The sequence below is a fragment of the Klenkia terrae genome, from assembly GCF_037083865.1.
Classification (GTDB): Bacteria; Actinomycetota; Actinomycetes; order Mycobacteriales; family Geodermatophilaceae; genus Klenkia; species Klenkia terrae.
In genome coordinates, this window is record NZ_JBAPLV010000002.1 from 158,027 (window position 1) to 172,980 (window position 14,954).

The following is a 14,954-nucleotide window of genomic DNA, read 5'->3' on the forward strand; positions in this document are numbered from 1 at the left end:
GCCCGCCCCGCAGGTGCGGGACGGGCCTCTCGTGCAGGACCTCTTACTTGAAGATGTCCTTGACCTTCTCGCCGGCCTGCTTGGCGTTGCCGCTGGCCTGGTCCTTCTGGCCCTCGGCCTGCAGGTCGCGGTTGCCCGTGGCCTCGCCGGTGGCCTCCTTGCCCTGGCCCAGCAGCTCTTCGGCCTTGTTCTTGATCTTGTCCACGGCGCTCAAGGCGTGCTCCTCACGTCGGCAGCTTCGGTCCACCCACGACTACCCGGCCCCGGCGGGCCCACACATGCCCGCACCTGTGGGTCTGCTGGCACCGGACCGGCGGATCCCGGTACCCGAGGTGCCGCAAGCGGTTCGACGAGCGCGGATCGGCACCGCAAGACGTCCGGTCGTGACGCCCGTGTTGCGTGCTTGTTGCGGCCTGGACGGGCTCGTCCGTGCAGGTCGTGAGCCCAGGTCACAAAACGGTGACGGTCGTGGACTGCCCCCACGGGCGTGCCTAGTGTTCGCCGGGACGTACCGGGTCCGACAGCTGTTGGCCAGGTCCGTCACGGCTCGTCCCCAGCTCGATCCGGATGCGATCGCCTCCGGACGGGCAGACCAGGTCAGATCCCCCCGCAGGTGCGGGTCGAGGGAGGCAATCGAACGTGAAGTTCAGCAAGCGCGGAGCAGCGCTCGTCGCCACCGGCATCGCCGGCGCGATGGTGCTGTCGGCCTGTGGCGGCGGCAGCAGCGACAGCGGTGGCGGTGAGGGCGACAGCGGTTCCGGCCGGGTCATCTTCGGTGAGTCCACCGACTTCCCGGAGAACCTCTTCCCCTACATCGCAGCGGGCAACGCCACCTCGGTGGCCAACCTGTTGATCCGGGTGCTGCCCGGCCCGTACGTGGTCAACCCCGACTTCAGCGTCGACTGGGACCAGGACCTGCTGGCCTCCGAGCCCGAGCTGGACACCAGCAGCGGCCAGGTCAACACCTACGAGATCAACCCCGACGCGGTGTGGAGCGACGGCACCCCGATCACGGCGGCGGACTTCGAGTTCACCTGGCGCGCGAACCGCTCCAGCGACCCGGCCGACGGCGGCTGCCCGGCCCTGCTGGGCACCACCGGCTACGAGCAGATCGCCTCCGTCGAGGCCTCGGGCGACGACGACAAGACCGTCACCGTCACCTACACGACGCCGTTCTCCGACTGGCAGTCGCTGTTCGGCAACCTGCTGCCGGCCCACGTCATGGACAACGACGACCCGGCCGCGCTGTGCGAGAGCATCACCAACGGCTGGCCGATCGCCGACGGCATCATGGACGACATCTCCGGTGGCCCCTGGCAGATCAAGGCCGAGAACATCGACGTCGGCAGTCAGATCGTCACGCTGACCCCCAACCCCGAGTGGTGGGGCGAGCCGACCGGGCTGGCCCAGCTGGTCGTGCAGAACATCGGCAACGACCCGACCGCCGCGGTGCAGGCCATGAGCAACCAGGAGCTCGGGGTCATCTACCCGCAGCCCCAGCTCGACCTGGTCAGCCAGATCGAGGACCTGTCGCCGGCCGTCGAGAGCGACGTGAACTTCGGGCTCTCCTTCGAGCACCTGGACTTCAACACCACGTACGGCCCGCTGAGCTCGCTGGCCGTCCGCCAGGCCTTCACCATGGCCCTGGACCGGCAGGAGATCGTCGACCAGACCGTCGGCCAGTTCTCCTCCGACGCCGAGGTGCTGGAGAACCGGATCTTCTTCAACAACCAGCCGCAGTACCAGGACACCGCGCCCGACGAATACAAGACCCAGAACACCGCGATGGCCAAGTCGCTCCTGGAGAGCGACGGCTGGGTGCTCGGCTCCGACGGCGTCTACGCCAAGGACGGCCAGCGGCTGACCGTGCAGATCGACACCACGGCCAACAACCCGCTGCGCGAGACCACGATCAACGTCATGATCCCGCAGCTGGCCGAGGCCGGCATCGAGGCGACCTTCAACGCCAACCCGGACATCTTCGCCGGCGCCGAGAAGCCGACCTCGCTGGAGGCCGGTGGCTTCCAGGCCGCCGTCTTCGCCTGGGTCGGGTCGCCGTTCCGCGGTGCCACGCAGTCGATCTACGAGCAGCCGCAGGGCGACGCCATCGGGCAGAACTACTCCCGCCAGGGCACGCAGGAGATCGACGACCTGTTCGCCCAGTTCCAGACCGAGCCCGACCCCGACGCGCAGGCCGAGCTGGGCAACCAGATCGACGCCCTGCTCTGGGGCCAGGTCGCGACGGTGCCGCTGTACCAGAAGCCCACGTTCATCGCCTACCAGAGCTCCATCTCCGGCGTCGAGGACAACTCGACCCAGGCCGGTCCGCTCTGGAACGCCGACACGTGGACGGTGCAGTGACCCGCTGATCGGCCGATCAGCACGCACCACCTGAGAACCGCACCACCTGCACGCAGCCACGGCCCCCGGGGGCTCCCCCCGGGGGCCGTGCTGTGTCCGGACGTCCCAGCTGAACTGGTCGTTCCCACCGGACGACTTCCGCTCCCGGCGTAAGGTCCCCGCATGTTCTTCTTCACGATCCGGCGGATCATCGCCTCGGTCCTCGTGTTGATCGCCAGTTCGTTCCTGGTCTTCGCGCTCTGCGCGGCCAGCTTCGACCCGCTGTCGCGGTACTACACCCAGAACCCGCGCCCGCCGCAGGCGTTCTTCGACAACCTGCGCGAGCAGTTCGGGCTGAACGACAACTTCTTCGTGCGGTACTGGAACTGGCTGTCCGGCGCGCTGACCGGGGACTTCGGCCAGACCATCGGCGGGACGGCGGTCACCGACCAGCTGTGGGGCCGACTCTGGATCACCGGCAAGATGATCTTCTTCGCCGTCCTCATCGCCGTCGTCCTGGCGATCCTGGTCGGCGTGGTAGGGGCGGTCCGGCAGTACAAGCCCTCGGACTACGCCTTCACCTTCCTGGCCTACCTCCTCATCGCGCTGCCGACGTTCTGGTTCGCCGCGCTGCTCAAGGAGTTCGTGGCCGGCGGCATCAACGACGCCTTCGGGCGACAAGTGCTCTACACCCTCGGCGAGGAATCACCGGGCATCGCGTCCTACGGGACACCGTCGGAGATCTTCTGGGACCGGCTGGGCCACCTCGTGCTGCCCACCATCTGCCTGGCGCTGCTGTCCTTCGCCGCCTGGAGCCGCTTCCAGCGCTCGGCGATGCTCGACGTCCTCGGGTCGGACTACATGCGGCTGGCCCGGGCCAAGGGCCTGACCTACCGGCGGACCGTCATGAAGCACGGGCTGCGCAACGCCCTCATCCCGCTGACCACCGTCGTGGCACTGGGGATCGGCACGCTGTTCGGCGGCGCGATCATCACCGAGCAGGTCTTCGTCTGGCACGGCATGGGCGAGTACCTGCTCAAGAACGGCATCGGCCAGAACGACATCAACGTCGTCCTGGGCTGGCTGCTGATCAGCGCCGTGTTCGTCGTGCTGTTCAACCTCATCGCCGACGTCCTGTACGCGGTCCTCGACCCGCGCATCCGTCTCGCCTGACGGTCGGAGGAGACCCATGACCACCACCCAGGCCGCCACCGAGGCGGCCGCCGCACAGACGCCCGGACCCGGGGTCGAGCGGGAGTTCACCGTCAAGGCGCGCAGCCAGCGCCAGCAGATCGTCCGCCGGTTCGTCCGCAACAAGGTGGGGATGACCGGGCTGGTCGTCTTCCTCCTGCTGCTGGCCTTCGGCTTCCTGGGCCCGCTGGTGTACGGCACGAGCTACTCGACCCAGAACAGCGGCGCGCAGTCGGTCTCGCCCGGCGTCCAGGGCTACCCGCTGGGCAGCGACGAGATCGGCCGCGACCTGCTCGCCGGCCTGATGATCGGGGTGCAGCGCTCCCTGTTCATCGTGCTGCTGTTCATCGTCATCGCGCTGCCCCTGGGCCTGCTCGTCGGCGCCCTGGCCGGCTACTTCGGCCGCTGGGTGGACAGCGTGCTCATGCGCTTCGTCGACCTGATCCTCACCGTCCCGCTGCTGGTCGTCCTCATCGTCGTGGCCAGCAACTTCGGCGAGGCGCGCACCCCGCTGGGCGTCGGCATCATCCTGGGCCTGTTCGGCTGGCTGGACCTCGCCCGGATCGTGCGCAGCCAGTTCCTCTCGCTGCGCGAGAAGGAGTACGTCGAGGCGGCGCACGCCCTGGGGGCGTCCAACAGCCGGATCATCTTCAAGCACCTGATCCCGAACGCCCTGGGTTCGCTGATCGTCTGGACGACGCTGGCCGCGGCCACCGCGATCATCCTCGAGGCGTCGCTGACCTACCTGGGCTTCGGCGTGAACAACCCGAGCTCCACGTCGCTGGGCCGCCTGGTCTCCGACGGCGTGCAGGCCGCCTCGACGCGGCCGTGGCTCTTCTACTTCCCGGGCATCACCCTGCTGGTCATCGTGCTGTCGATCAACCTGATCGGCGACGGGATCCGGGATGCCTTCGACCCGAGCAACCGCCGCGTGCGGGCCTGAAGGGGATCACGTGAGCACCAGCACCGGAGCACTGCAGCAGGGGCGCACCGACCCCCGCCCCGTCGACCCCGACGTGCCGCTGCTGGCCGTCGAGGACCTGAACGTCCGGTTCCCCACCGAGGACGGCCTCGTGCACGCCGTCCGCGGCGTGGACTACACCCTGCGCTCGGGCGAGGTCCTGGGCATCGTGGGTGAGTCCGGGTCGGGCAAGTCGGTCACCTCGCTGGCCGTCATGGGCCTGCTCCCGGGATCTGCCCGGGTGACCGGGTCGGTCAAGTACCGGGGCCAGGAGCTGCTCGGGCAGAGCGACCGCGCCATGTCGCGGGTCCGCGGCAAGGGCGTCTCGATGATCTTCCAGGACCCGATGACCTCGCTGGACCCGGTGTACCGCGTCGGGTTCCAGATCGAGGAGACGCTGCGGACCCACGACTCCAAGCTGTCGTCCAAGGCCGCGCAGGCCCGGGCCGCTGACCTCCTCGCGATGGTCGGCATCCCCAACGCCGCCGAGCGCGTGCGGTCCTACCCGCACGAGTTCTCCGGCGGCATGCGCCAGCGCGTGGTCATCGCCATCGCGATGGCCAACCAGCCCGACGTGATCATCGCCGACGAGCCCACGACGGCCCTCGACGTCACCGTCCAGGCGCAGATCCTCGAGGTGCTGCAGACCGCGCTCACCGAGACCGGCGCGGCGATGGTGCTCATCACCCACGACCTCGGCGTCGTGGCCGGCATCGCCGACCGCGTGCTGGTCATGTACGCCGGCCGGCCGGTGGAGATCGGCAGCGTCGAGGACATCTACTACGAGCCGCGGATGCCCTACACGCTCGGGCTGCTCGGCTCGCTGCCCCGGCTGGACGCCTCCACCAAGCAGCGGCTGACCCCGATCAAGGGCTCCCCGCCCTCGGTGGTCAACATGCCGCCGGGCTGCCCCTTCGCGCCCCGCTGCCCGCTGCACGTCGCCGAGTGCGACACCGTCGAGCCCGACCTGCTCGACGTCGGCGGCGGGCACGGCGCGGCCTGCATCCGCACCGACGAGGTCGGCAAGGCCCACGGCGAGGCCGCCGCGGTCTTCGACGTGACCGCCGACGACACCGTGCTCGGTTCTGAGGCGCCGGTGGACCTCTCGGCCGCCGCCGGCACCACCGACACCGGGGCGCCCGGTGACCCCGTCGGCGAGCGCAGCGACCCGGGCCGGTCGACGGCCACCGGGTCGCTGCTGGACCCCACCACCCAGGACGGAGACCGTCGATGACCACCACCCGCGAGCCCATCCTGAGCGTCCGTGGCCTGGAGAAGCACTTCCCGATCAAGGGCGGCGGGCTGCTCCAGCGCACCGTCGGCGCAGTCCGCGCGGTCGACGGCCTGGACCTGGACCTGTACCCCGGCGAGGTGCTCGGCCTGGTCGGCGAGTCCGGGTGCGGCAAGTCCACCACCGGTCGGGCGATCCTGAACCTGCAGCCGGCCACGGCCGGCTCGGTGGTCTTCCAGGGACGCGAGCTGGTCGGCCTGGACCGCAAGCAGATGCGTCCGCTGCGCCGGGACATCCAGATCGTCTTCCAGGACCCGTACGCCTCGCTCAACCCGCGGCTGCCGGTCTTCGACATCGTGGCCGAGCCGCTGATCATCCACGGCCTGACCAAGGACGAGGCCGAGCTCCGCGAGCGGGTCCGGTCCTTGGTGGAGACCGTCGGGCTCAACCCCGAGCACACCAACCGCTACCCGGCCGAGTTCTCCGGCGGCCAGCGGCAGCGCATCGGCATCGCCCGGGCCCTGGCGCTCGAGCCGAAGGTGCTGGTGCTCGACGAGCCGGTGTCGGCGCTGGACGTGTCGATCCAGGCCGGCGTGATCAACCTGCTCGAGGACCTGAAGGAACGGCTGGGGCTGTCCTACCTGTTCATCGCGCACGACCTGTCCGTGGTGCGGCACATCTCCGACCGGGTCGCCGTCATGTACTTGGGCAAGATCATCGAGGTCGCGCCGCGGGACGAGCTGTTCGACCGGCCCACGCACCCCTACACCCAGGCGCTGCTGTCGGCGATCCCGCTGCCTGACCCGCGCCTGGAGCGCAGCCGGAAGCGGATCATCATCACCGGCGACGTACCCAGCCCGGCCAACCCGCCCTCGGGCTGCCGGTTCCGCACCCGCTGCCAGAAGTTCGCCGGCGAGCTGACCGACACCCAGCGCGAGAAGTGCCTCACCGTGGAGCCCCTGCTGGAGTCCCGCGGCACCGGCCACACCAGCGCCTGCCACTACGCGGAGGCCACCAAGGTCCTGTAGGGGACGATGGTCGGGTGCTCCCCGACCGTCGCCTCCTGCTCGTGCACGCCCACCCCGACGACGAGTCGATCAACAACGGGGCCACGATGGCCCGCTACGTCGCCGAGGGCGTGCACGTCACCCTGCTCACCTGCACGCTGGGGGAGGAGGGCGAGATCCTGGTGCCCGAGCTCGCCGGGCTGGCCGCCGACCAGGCCGACCAGCTGGGCGGCTACCGGATCGGCGAGCTCGCCGACGCGATGGCCGCCCTGGGCGTGGCCGACCACCGCTTCCTCGGTGGCACCGGACGTTGGCGGGACTCCGGGATGATCGGGACGCCGGCCAACGACCACCCGCGGGCGTTCTGGAACGCCGACCTCGACGAGGCCGTCGGGGCGGCGGTCGCCGTCCTGCGGGAGGTCCGGCCGCAGGTGGTCGTCGGCTACGACGAGCACGGCGGGTACGGCCACCCCGACCACATCCAGGCCCACCGGGTCACCACGCTGGCCGTCGAGGCCGCCGCGGACGGCGGCTACCGCCCCGACCTGGGCACCGCGCACGAGGTGGCGAAGGTCTACTGGACCTGCGTCCCGGTCTCGGTGCTGCAGGAGGGGCTGGACGCCCTCGCCGCGGCCGACACCGGCTACGACGGCGTGACCGACGCCCGCGAGATCCCGTTCGCCGCTGCCGACGAGGACGTGACCTGCGAGCTCGACGGGTCGGCGTTCCTGGCGCAGAAGGCGGCCGGCATGGCCGCGCACGCCACCCAGCTGACCCTGGACGGCGAGTTCTACGCGCTGTCCAACAACCTGGGCCAGCAGGTGCTCACCACCGAGTACTACCGCCTGGTCCGCGGGCAGCGCGGCCCGGGGGAGGGCCCGCGGGGCTGGGAGACCGACCTGTTCGCCGGCCTGTGAGGGCGCTGCGGACGGTCGGCTGGGGGCTGCTGGCCGTCGTCGTAGCGTCGTGGCTGGCCGCGGTCGAGGTGCTCTGGTTGCCGCTGCGGATCGGTCCGGTCCCGGTGCCGCTGTCGGTGCTCGGCGCGGCGCTGGGCAACCTGCTGCTGGTCACCTGGGCGCACCGGTTGTCCGGCTCCCGGGTGGTCGCCCTGCTGCCGGCGGCCGCGTGGGCGGTGGTCGCGGTGGGTGCGTCGGTGCGCCGGCCGGAGGGCGACCTGCTCATCACCGGCGAGACCACCTCCGTCCAGCTGGTGGGGCTGGGTTTCCTGCTGGTCGGGGTGCTGTTCGCCTCGTTCGCGGTCGGCCGGGTGCTCAGCCGACCGGTGGCCGCCGGTAGTGGTAGCGGTGGTGCTCGATGAAGCCCAGCCGCCGGTAGAGGGCCCTGGCCGGGTCGTTGGACGCCACCACCTGCAGGTAGCACCAGCGGCCACCCCGGTCGACCGCCCAGGCCTGCAGCGCCCGGGTGAGGGAGGTGGCCAGACCCCCGCGCCTGGCTGCGTGGTCCACCGACACGGCGCTGATGCCCAGCCAGTCGTCGACGAGCACCCCGCGGGCGACGCCGAGCACGGTGCCCGCGTCGTCCCGGACCCCGGCGAAGGCCAGCTGCTCGGCGTTGGTCAGCACGCCGCGGGCGTCGGCCGGGACCGGATCGCCACCCCGCCGCGCCGCGGCCAGCCAGGCGTCGTCCGGGGCGGGGGACAGCTCCACCGGGATGGCGGGGGTGGGTTCTCCGTCGTCCAGCGGCACGGTGAGCACCAGGGTGTCGGGGTCGCGGGCCCACCCCGCGGCGGCGAACGCGGCGTCGGCCGCTCGGGACTGCCGGCCGGGCAGCTGGGCGCAGGGGGTCAGCCTGCGGTCGGCGTACCAGGAGGCGACCACGTCGACGGCGTCGGCGAGCGGGAGGCCGGGGTCGCCGGTGACCAGCGCGGAGTGCGCGCGGCTGGTGAAACCGGCCCCGCCGGCGCGCAGCAGCCACTGCCCCAGGGGCTCGGTCTCCGACCCCCGCCAGCCCCGCGCCGCGACCAGCTCGAGCTCGGCGACGTCCAGCGGACTCCGTCGTTGTCCCACGGTCTCCCTCCCCGGGGTGGCGGGATAGGCAACCCTGACCTCGGCACCGCCGGGAACGGCGCCATACTGGTCACGACCCTAGAGCGAACTGGTCGTACCCCCGGAGGAACCCCCGTGACCTACGTCATCACCCAGGCCTGCGTCGACGTCCTCGACAAGGCGTGCATCGACGAGTGTCCGGTGGACTGCATCTACGAGGGCGAGCGGATGCTCTACATCCACCCCGACGAGTGCGTGGACTGCGGGGCGTGCGAGCCGGTCTGCCCGGTCGAGGCGATCTACTACGAGGACGACGTCCCGGACAAGTGGAAGGACTTCTACAACGCCAACGTGGAGTTCTTCTCCGAGCTGGGCAGCCCCGGCGGCGCCGCCCGTACCGGGAAGATCGCCAAGGACCACCCGCTGGTCGCGGCGCTGCCGCCGCAGGGGGAGTGAGCTCCCGCTCGCTGCCGGACTTCCCCTGGGACTCCCTGCGCCCGGCCCGCGCCCGCGCGGCCGAGCACCCCGGGGGGGTGGTCGACCTGTCCATCGGCACGCCGGTGGACCCGACCCCGGACGTCCTGCGCTCGGCGCTGGCCGCCGCGGCCGACGCGCCGGGCTACCCGACGGCGCTGGGCACGACCGACGTCCGGCTCGCCGCGGCGGGCTGGTTGCGGCGCCGGCTGGGCGTGACGCTGGCCGACCCGGTGGGCGCCGTCCCGTCGGTCATCCCGACGGTGGGCTCCAAGGAGCTGGTGGCGCTGCTGCCGACCCTGCTCGGGCTGGGGTCGGGCACCGTGGTGATCCCCGAGGTCGCCTACCCGACCTACGAGGTCGGTGCGGTGGTGGCCGGGCTGTCGGTGCTGCGCAGCGACGTGCCCCCGGACGACGTCGCCGACCTGGTGCTGGTGTGGCTGAACTCCCCGGGCAACCCGCACGGCCGGGTGCTGTCGGTCGAGGAGCTGCGGGCGTGGGTGGCCTGGGGCCGCGAGCGCGGCGTGCCCGTGGTGGCCGACGAGTGCTACGTCGAGCTGGGCTGGGACGTCGTCCCGACGTCGGTGCTGCACCCGTCGGTGGCGGGCGGCTCGCACGAGGGCCTGCTGGCCGTGCACTCGCTGTCCAAGCAGTCGACCGCCGCCGGCTACCGGGCCGGGCTGCTGTCCGGTGACCCGGCGCTGGTCGCCCGGGTCTGGGAGGCCCGCCGGCACCTGGGCCTGCTGGTGCCCGGTCCGGTGCAGGCCGCGACGGCCGCCGCGCTGGGCGACGACGCGCACGTCGAGCTGGCGCGATCACGCTACGGCGCCCGGCGGGCCCGGCTGCGCGCCGCGGTCGAGGCCTGGGGCGGCCGGGTCGAGCACTCCGAGGCCGGGCTGTACCTGTGGACCACCCGCGACGAGGACTGCTGGACGACGGTCGACCGGTTGGCCGGCCTGGGCGTGGTCGTCGCACCGGGGTCGTTCTACGGCCCGGCGGGGGAGCGGCACGTGCGGATGGCGCTGACCGCCACCGACGAGCGCATCGACGCCGCCGTGGAGCGGCTGACAAGCTGAGCTGGGGCGTCACCTTGGGGCGCGGCTTGCAGCTGAACGGCGGCCGCTGCAGGCCCGGCAGCTTCGGCGCGGGTTCCTGTTCAGTGAATGCGGCGTGGCGGTCCAGACCTGTCCGCAGTGCGGGCAGGTCCAGAGGCAGCGGTCGATGCTGTTCGGCTTCATCTCGGACAGGGTTCGGCCCGGGGCCGTGACGTCCTCCAGGAAGTAGCCGACCAGCTGGGGATGCACATCGGCGAAGCTCGTGCCCGGAGCCGGGGTGGACGACTTCCTCGCGCCCCGGCGGGCGGAGCACGACGGACATGCAGTACCGAGGCGCGTCCGGTTGGCGACCCGAGCCTCGTAGGTGCCCCCGCACCCGCCGCACCTCCAGATGCCGCGGTCATCACCGGCCGGGGGCAGGTGAGCAGCGCTGAGGGCCGGCCTGCCCACGACACCGACGAGTTCGGCGGCGACCTCCGGGTGCTCGGTCAGGAGGGAGTGGCCGCGGAGGCCCGCACGGAGCTCTCTCCATCTCTCGTCGGCCCGGGCGACGGCGTCGTCCAGCGGGGCCCCGACGGGGATCACCGACGGGGTGTCGGGTCGGTACGAGCAGATCACCGAGATGATGGCTGCCGCCCAAGCGCATGGATCGGTCTCGTCCTCCGACGTCAGCGGAACCTGACGCAGGCGGAGGTCCCCGGGGAGGGCAAGAACCGGTAGACCCCGCGGCCGGATCCGCACGTAGCGGCGACCGGCCAACCGGACCACCTTCCGGGCATCGCGCGCCTGCGCCTCGGTGGGCGCATGCCACCGGGTCGGGTCCAGGTCGACGTAGAGGTCGATGTCGTCGACCACGAGGTCGATGCGCTCGACCGGCCCGCCTCCGGCACGCAGGACCACCGCGTCGACCTCGACCGGGAGACCGGTGGCCAGGGCTACGGCTGCGGCCACCCGGTGCTCGAGGCGGCTGACCCGGAGCGACGACAGGCACACGGGGCACTGCGTCCCGTACTTGACGCGTTGGCGAGCCGTCGTCTCCCAGCTGTGGTCGACCACGCACCGCCAGAGCACCCGGTCGTGTGATCCGCACGGCGTGGAGTCGGCGTCGCGGTCCGCTCGGGTCAGGTTCTCCACGAACTCCGCCGCCAGATCGGGCCGCGCATCGCCGATGCTCGGCGTCTTGGCCGGACGGCGCCGTGCGCTGGCAGCTCCGCGGACCCTCGCGCACTCCGGACATCCGGAGCCGCGCCTGGTCCGGTTGACGACCGAGGTCACCCACTCGTGTCGGCAGGACGAGCACCGCCACCGACAACGAGCACCGCTGCCGGATGCCAGGTCGGAAGGGATTGATCCCGCAGGTGCGCCGTCCACGACCTCGATGAACTGAGCGGCCACCGACGGGTGCGTGACCGAGAGTCCGGTGCTGCGCGCTCGTAGCGAACGGGGGTCCAGTCCCCACCGTCGTGCGACCAGCCGGACGAGGGACCCACTGCGGCCGTAGGCGGCGGCGACGGCATCCGGGGTCTGACCACTGGCGAGCAGCTGCTCGAGGCGAGCGCGATCGACATCTGCCCACCGCGGAGGGGGTTGCTCGGCGCCTGCCACCGGGCGACCGTGCCATGCACCTACGACAGTCCGGCGTCCTCGATCAGGTGCTGAGCTGCAGGACCAAGGCGCCCGCGTCCTGCCCGGTGTTCTGCTGCCAGCCGATGTCCGGCGTCCAGGTCCAGTCGGCGAACCGCACCTGGCTCAGCTGCAGCCGCTGGGCGTGCGCGACGGCCCAGGTCACCTCGGGCCAGGCGGCATCGGCCACGGTGATCACCCCGCCGGCGGCGACCGTGGGTGGGCCTGCCTCACCCCGTACCGCCTCCGCGACGGCCGCGGCCCGGTCGTCGACAGGACCGGCGGCGTCCGGGGGCGAGAACGTGCACGACAGGGCGGCCGGCGCTTCGGACTGCAGGGCCCCGGCCAGGGTCTCGGCCATCTCGGTCCACTGCCGGTAGGCGAGCGGGAAGGCCGACCGCTGCACGGCGTCGGCGACCAGCGTCAGGTCACCGGTCTCCCAGCCGGGCACCTCGACCAGCCCGTCGAGGAACTTGCCGGTGGCGTAGACCGGGTCCTGCACCTGCGCCTCGGTGCCCCAGCCCTGCGAGGGGCGCTGCTGGAACAACCCGAGCGAGTCGCGGTCGCCGTAGTCCAGGTTGCGCAGCCGGGACTCCTGCTGCGCGGTGGCCAGCGCGATGACCGTCGCCCGCGCGGGCAGCCCGCGGGAACGGGCGACCGCGGCGATGGTGGCCGCGTTGGCCGCCTGCTCGTTGGTCAGCGTCAGGGCCGACCCGGCGACCGAGCAGCGGCCGGCCACCGGCGGCACCCCCTGCGTGTCGGTGTCCCAGGACAGGCCGACCACGGCGACGACCACGACCAGCAACGGCGCCCAGAGCCCGGCCATCCGGCCGCGGCGCTTCTTCCGGCGCCGGGCCGCGGGACGGGCGGCCGGTCGGGGACGGGGCCGCGCGGGGGCGGGGCGGGCCGCCGGCCGTGCGCTGGTCACCGCACCCACGGTAGCTAGGTTGTGCGCCATGACCGAGCACCTGCTCCCGGGGATCGTCGCGTCGCGCATCGGGACCGGGCGGGTGACCCAGCAGGTGCTGCACCGCGAGGACGTCGATCCGCACGGTGGCGGCGAGGCGGTGCTGCTCGTGCACGGCAACGTCAGCTCGGCGCTGTTCTGGCAGCAGCCGCTGCAGGCCCTGGACCCCGGCCAGCGGGCGCTGGCGGTGGACCTGCGCGGCTTCGGCGGCACGGACACCGCCCCGGTGGACGCCACCCGTGGGGTCCGTGACTGGGCCGACGACCTGGACGCGCTGGTCACCGCCCTGGGGCTGGAGCGGGTGCACCTGGTGGGCTGGAGCATGGGCGGCGGCGTCGTCCTGCAGTTCCTGCTCGACCACGCCGAGCGGGTCGCCTCGGTGACCCTGGTCGCGCCGGTCTCGCCCTACGGGTTCGGCGGGACGGCGGGGCCCGACGGGCAGCTCGTGCACCCCGACGGCACCGGGGCCGGCGCGGGCGGGGCCAACCCGGACTTCGTCGCGGCGCTGGCCGCGGGGGACACCACCGCGGACGCCCCCACCAGTCCCCGGTCGATCCTGCGCGCCTTCTACGTGGCGCCGGACAGCATGCCGATCGACTCCGGGCTCGAGGACGTGTTCGTGGCCTCGATGCTGACCACGGCGACCGGCGAGGACAACTACCCGGGCGACGTCGTCGCCGTCCCGGCGTGGCCCGGTGCCGCACCGGGCGGCCGCGGCGTGCTCAACACGATGGCTCCGCCGGTGTTCGACGTCTCGGCGATCACCGAGCTGGCGGTCAAGCCGCCGGTGCTGTGGATCCGGGGCGACGCCGACCAGATCGTCAGCGACGCCTCCGCGTTCGACCTGGCGTTCCTGGGCTCGATCGGTGCGGTGCCCGGCTGGCCGGGGGCCACGGAGTTCCCGCCGCAGCCGATGGTCACCCAGACCCGGGCCGTGCTGGACCGCTACGCCGCGACCGGCGGCGCCTACCGCGAGGTGGTGCTGCCCGGCGTGGGGCACTCCCCGCACGTGGAGCGCCCGCAGGAGTTCGTGGTGGTCCTCCTGGAGCACCTCACCGCGCCGCCGGCGGAGCCCGCCGGACTGACCTGAGCCCTCAGTTGGCGTGCAGGGCGGCGTTCAGCGCGCCCCAGTCGCCGTCCCGGGGCAGTGCCTCCAGCGCGCCGGAGACCGAGTTGCGGCGGAACAGCAGACCGGGCCGGCCCGACAGCTCGACTGCCTTGACCACGGAGCCGTCGGGCAGCGCGATCCGCGAGCCTGCAGTCACGTAGCAGCCGGCCTCCACGACCGACCGGTCGCCGAGGGAGATGCCGATGCCGGCGTTGGCGCCGAGCAGGCAGCCCTCGCCGATCGAGACGACCTGCTTCCCGCCGCCGGACAGCGTGCCCATGATCGAGGCGCCACCGCCGATGTCGGAGTCCGCGCCGACGACGACGCCGGCGGAGATGCGGCCCTCGACCATCGAGGGGCCCAGCGTCCCGGCGTTGAAGTTCACGAAGCCCTCGTGCATGACCGTGGTGCCCTCGGCCAGGTGGGCGCCGAGCCGGACCCGGTCGGCGTCGCCGATCCGCACGCCGGCGGGCAGCACGTAGTCGACCATCCGGGGGAACTTGTCGACGTGGGTGACGGTGACGTGGCCGTGCGCGGCCCGCAGCTTCGCCGCCCGCACCGGCGTCCAGTCGGCGGCCTCGACCGGTCCGGCCGACGTCCAGGCCACGTTGGTCAGCAGCCCGAACTGGCCGTCCAGGTTGAGCCCGTGCGGGCGGACCAGGCGGTGGGAGAGCAGGTGCAGCCGCAGGTAGACGTCGTGCGCGTCGACCGGCGCGGCGGACAGGTCGGCGATCGTCGTCCGGACGCCGACGACCTCCACGCCGCGCGGGTCGTCGAAGCGGACCAGCGAGCCGAACTCCGGGCCCAGCTCGGCCTCGACCTCCAGCGTCCCCAGCTGGGCGGTGCCGGTGGCGTCGGCGGCGCCCAGCGCGGGGGCCGGGTACCAGGTGTCCAGCACGACCCCGGCGGTGGTCACGGTGGCCAGGCCGACAGCGGTCGCGCCCGTGGGCTGCGCAGGAGAGGTCACGGGGACCGAGGTTAGGCGACGCCT

The 14,954-nt window shown here is 72.4% G+C and carries 15 protein-coding genes; 10 read left to right on the plus strand and 5 right to left on the minus strand.

Features of this window, described 5'->3' with window-relative positions:
- Positions 1-43 precede the first annotated feature (43 nt).
- Positions 44-205: a CsbD family protein gene (locus UXQ13_RS02815; protein ID WP_336391836.1), complete on the minus strand. Its 162-nt coding sequence runs from the start codon at positions 203-205 to the stop codon at positions 44-46.
- A 434-nt stretch (positions 206-639) separates the two neighbouring features.
- On the opposite strand from UXQ13_RS02815, the gene UXQ13_RS02820 reads away from it, so the two are divergent.
- The 7 genes from UXQ13_RS02820 to UXQ13_RS02850 all read left to right on the plus strand — a co-directional run bounded on the left by UXQ13_RS02820 (position 640) and on the right by UXQ13_RS02850 (position 8,048).
- A complete protein-coding gene (locus UXQ13_RS02820; RefSeq protein ID WP_225232741.1) occupies positions 640-2,361 on the plus strand; it encodes an ABC transporter family substrate-binding protein in 1,722 nt (573 codons plus the stop codon).
- 162 nt (positions 2,362-2,523) lie between these two features.
- A complete protein-coding gene (locus UXQ13_RS02825; RefSeq protein ID WP_225232740.1) occupies positions 2,524-3,513 on the plus strand; it encodes an ABC transporter permease in 990 nt (329 codons plus the stop codon).
- 16 nt (positions 3,514-3,529) lie between these two features.
- Positions 3,530-4,474, plus strand: a complete 945-nt coding sequence (locus tag UXQ13_RS02830) for an ABC transporter permease (protein WP_225232739.1) — start codon at positions 3,530-3,532, stop codon at positions 4,472-4,474.
- A gap of 10 nt (positions 4,475-4,484) precedes the next feature.
- The gene (locus UXQ13_RS02835; protein WP_225232738.1) at positions 4,485-5,726 is read left to right on the plus strand and encodes an ABC transporter ATP-binding protein; all 1,242 of its coding nucleotides are present in this window, start codon (positions 4,485-4,487) and stop codon (positions 5,724-5,726) included.
- Positions 5,723-6,751 (plus strand): ABC transporter ATP-binding protein, encoded by a 1,029-nt coding sequence (locus UXQ13_RS02840; protein ID WP_225232737.1) that lies wholly within the window; start codon positions 5,723-5,725, stop codon positions 6,749-6,751. Before UXQ13_RS02835 ends, UXQ13_RS02840 begins: the two co-directional genes overlap by 4 nt.
- A 14-nt stretch (positions 6,752-6,765) precedes the next feature.
- Entirely contained in the window at positions 6,766-7,647 is an 882-nt protein-coding gene (gene mshB, locus UXQ13_RS02845) for an N-acetyl-1-D-myo-inositol-2-amino-2-deoxy-alpha-D-glucopyranoside deacetylase (protein WP_336391786.1), read from the plus strand.
- Positions 7,644-8,048, plus strand: coding sequence for a hypothetical protein (locus UXQ13_RS02850; RefSeq protein ID WP_336391787.1), 405 nt, complete (start codon positions 7,644-7,646; stop codon positions 8,046-8,048). Before mshB ends, UXQ13_RS02850 begins: the two co-directional genes overlap by 4 nt.
- On the opposite strand, the gene UXQ13_RS02855 is transcribed toward UXQ13_RS02850, so the two are convergent.
- Positions 8,002-8,757, minus strand: a complete 756-nt coding sequence (locus UXQ13_RS02855; protein WP_336391788.1) for a GNAT family N-acetyltransferase — start codon at positions 8,755-8,757, stop codon at positions 8,002-8,004. The genes UXQ13_RS02850 and UXQ13_RS02855 overlap by 47 nt on opposite strands.
- A gap of 114 nt (positions 8,758-8,871) precedes the next feature.
- Between UXQ13_RS02855 and fdxA the strand changes: the two genes are divergently transcribed.
- Positions 8,872-9,192 carry a ferredoxin gene (fdxA, locus tag UXQ13_RS02860; protein ID WP_225232734.1) on the plus strand — a complete coding sequence of 107 codons (321 nt, stop codon included), beginning with the start codon at positions 8,872-8,874 and terminating at the stop codon, positions 9,190-9,192.
- Positions 9,189-10,286 carry a succinyldiaminopimelate transaminase gene (gene dapC / locus UXQ13_RS02865; RefSeq protein WP_336391789.1) on the plus strand — a complete coding sequence of 366 codons (1,098 nt, stop codon included), beginning with the start codon at positions 9,189-9,191 and terminating at the stop codon, positions 10,284-10,286. The genes fdxA and dapC overlap by 4 nt, the downstream gene beginning before the upstream one ends.
- 9 nt (positions 10,287-10,295) lie before the next feature.
- Here the strand turns inward: dapC and UXQ13_RS02870 are convergent, their stop codons facing one another.
- Together UXQ13_RS02870 and UXQ13_RS02875 are read right to left on the minus strand one after the other, a co-directional pair.
- The gene (locus UXQ13_RS02870) at positions 10,296-11,870 is read right to left on the minus strand and encodes a zinc-ribbon domain-containing protein (protein WP_419146482.1); all 1,575 of its coding nucleotides are present in this window, start codon (positions 11,868-11,870) and stop codon (positions 10,296-10,298) included.
- A 43-nt stretch (positions 11,871-11,913) separates the two neighbouring features.
- Complete coding sequence (locus tag UXQ13_RS02875) at positions 11,914-12,816, minus strand: hypothetical protein (protein ID WP_336391791.1); 903 nt, start codon at positions 12,814-12,816, stop codon at positions 11,914-11,916.
- A 28-nt stretch (positions 12,817-12,844) separates the two neighbouring features.
- On the opposite strand from UXQ13_RS02875, the gene UXQ13_RS02880 reads away from it, so the two are divergent.
- The gene (locus UXQ13_RS02880; protein WP_225232731.1) at positions 12,845-13,945 is read left to right on the plus strand and encodes an alpha/beta fold hydrolase; all 1,101 of its coding nucleotides are present in this window, start codon (positions 12,845-12,847) and stop codon (positions 13,943-13,945) included.
- Positions 13,946-13,949: 4 nt separating this feature from the next.
- On the opposite strand, the gene dapD is transcribed toward UXQ13_RS02880, so the two are convergent.
- The gene (dapD, locus tag UXQ13_RS02885; RefSeq protein WP_225232730.1) at positions 13,950-14,930 is read right to left on the minus strand and encodes a 2,3,4,5-tetrahydropyridine-2,6-dicarboxylate N-succinyltransferase; all 981 of its coding nucleotides are present in this window, start codon (positions 14,928-14,930) and stop codon (positions 13,950-13,952) included.
- Between the last annotated feature and the right edge of the window lie 24 nt (positions 14,931-14,954).

Coding starts and splice junctions, on each gene's coding strand:
- UXQ13_RS02825 (WP_225232740.1), top strand. CDS start 2,524: ATGTTCTTCTTCACGATCCGGCGGATCATCGCCTCGGTCCTCGTGTTG.
- UXQ13_RS02830 (WP_225232739.1), top strand. CDS start 3,530: ATGACCACCACCCAGGCCGCCACCGAGGCGGCCGCCGCACAGACGCCC.
- UXQ13_RS02840 (WP_225232737.1), top strand. CDS start 5,723: ATGACCACCACCCGCGAGCCCATCCTGAGCGTCCGTGGCCTGGAGAAG.
- UXQ13_RS02880 (WP_225232731.1), top strand. CDS start 12,845: ATGACCGAGCACCTGCTCCCGGGGATCGTCGCGTCGCGCATCGGGACC.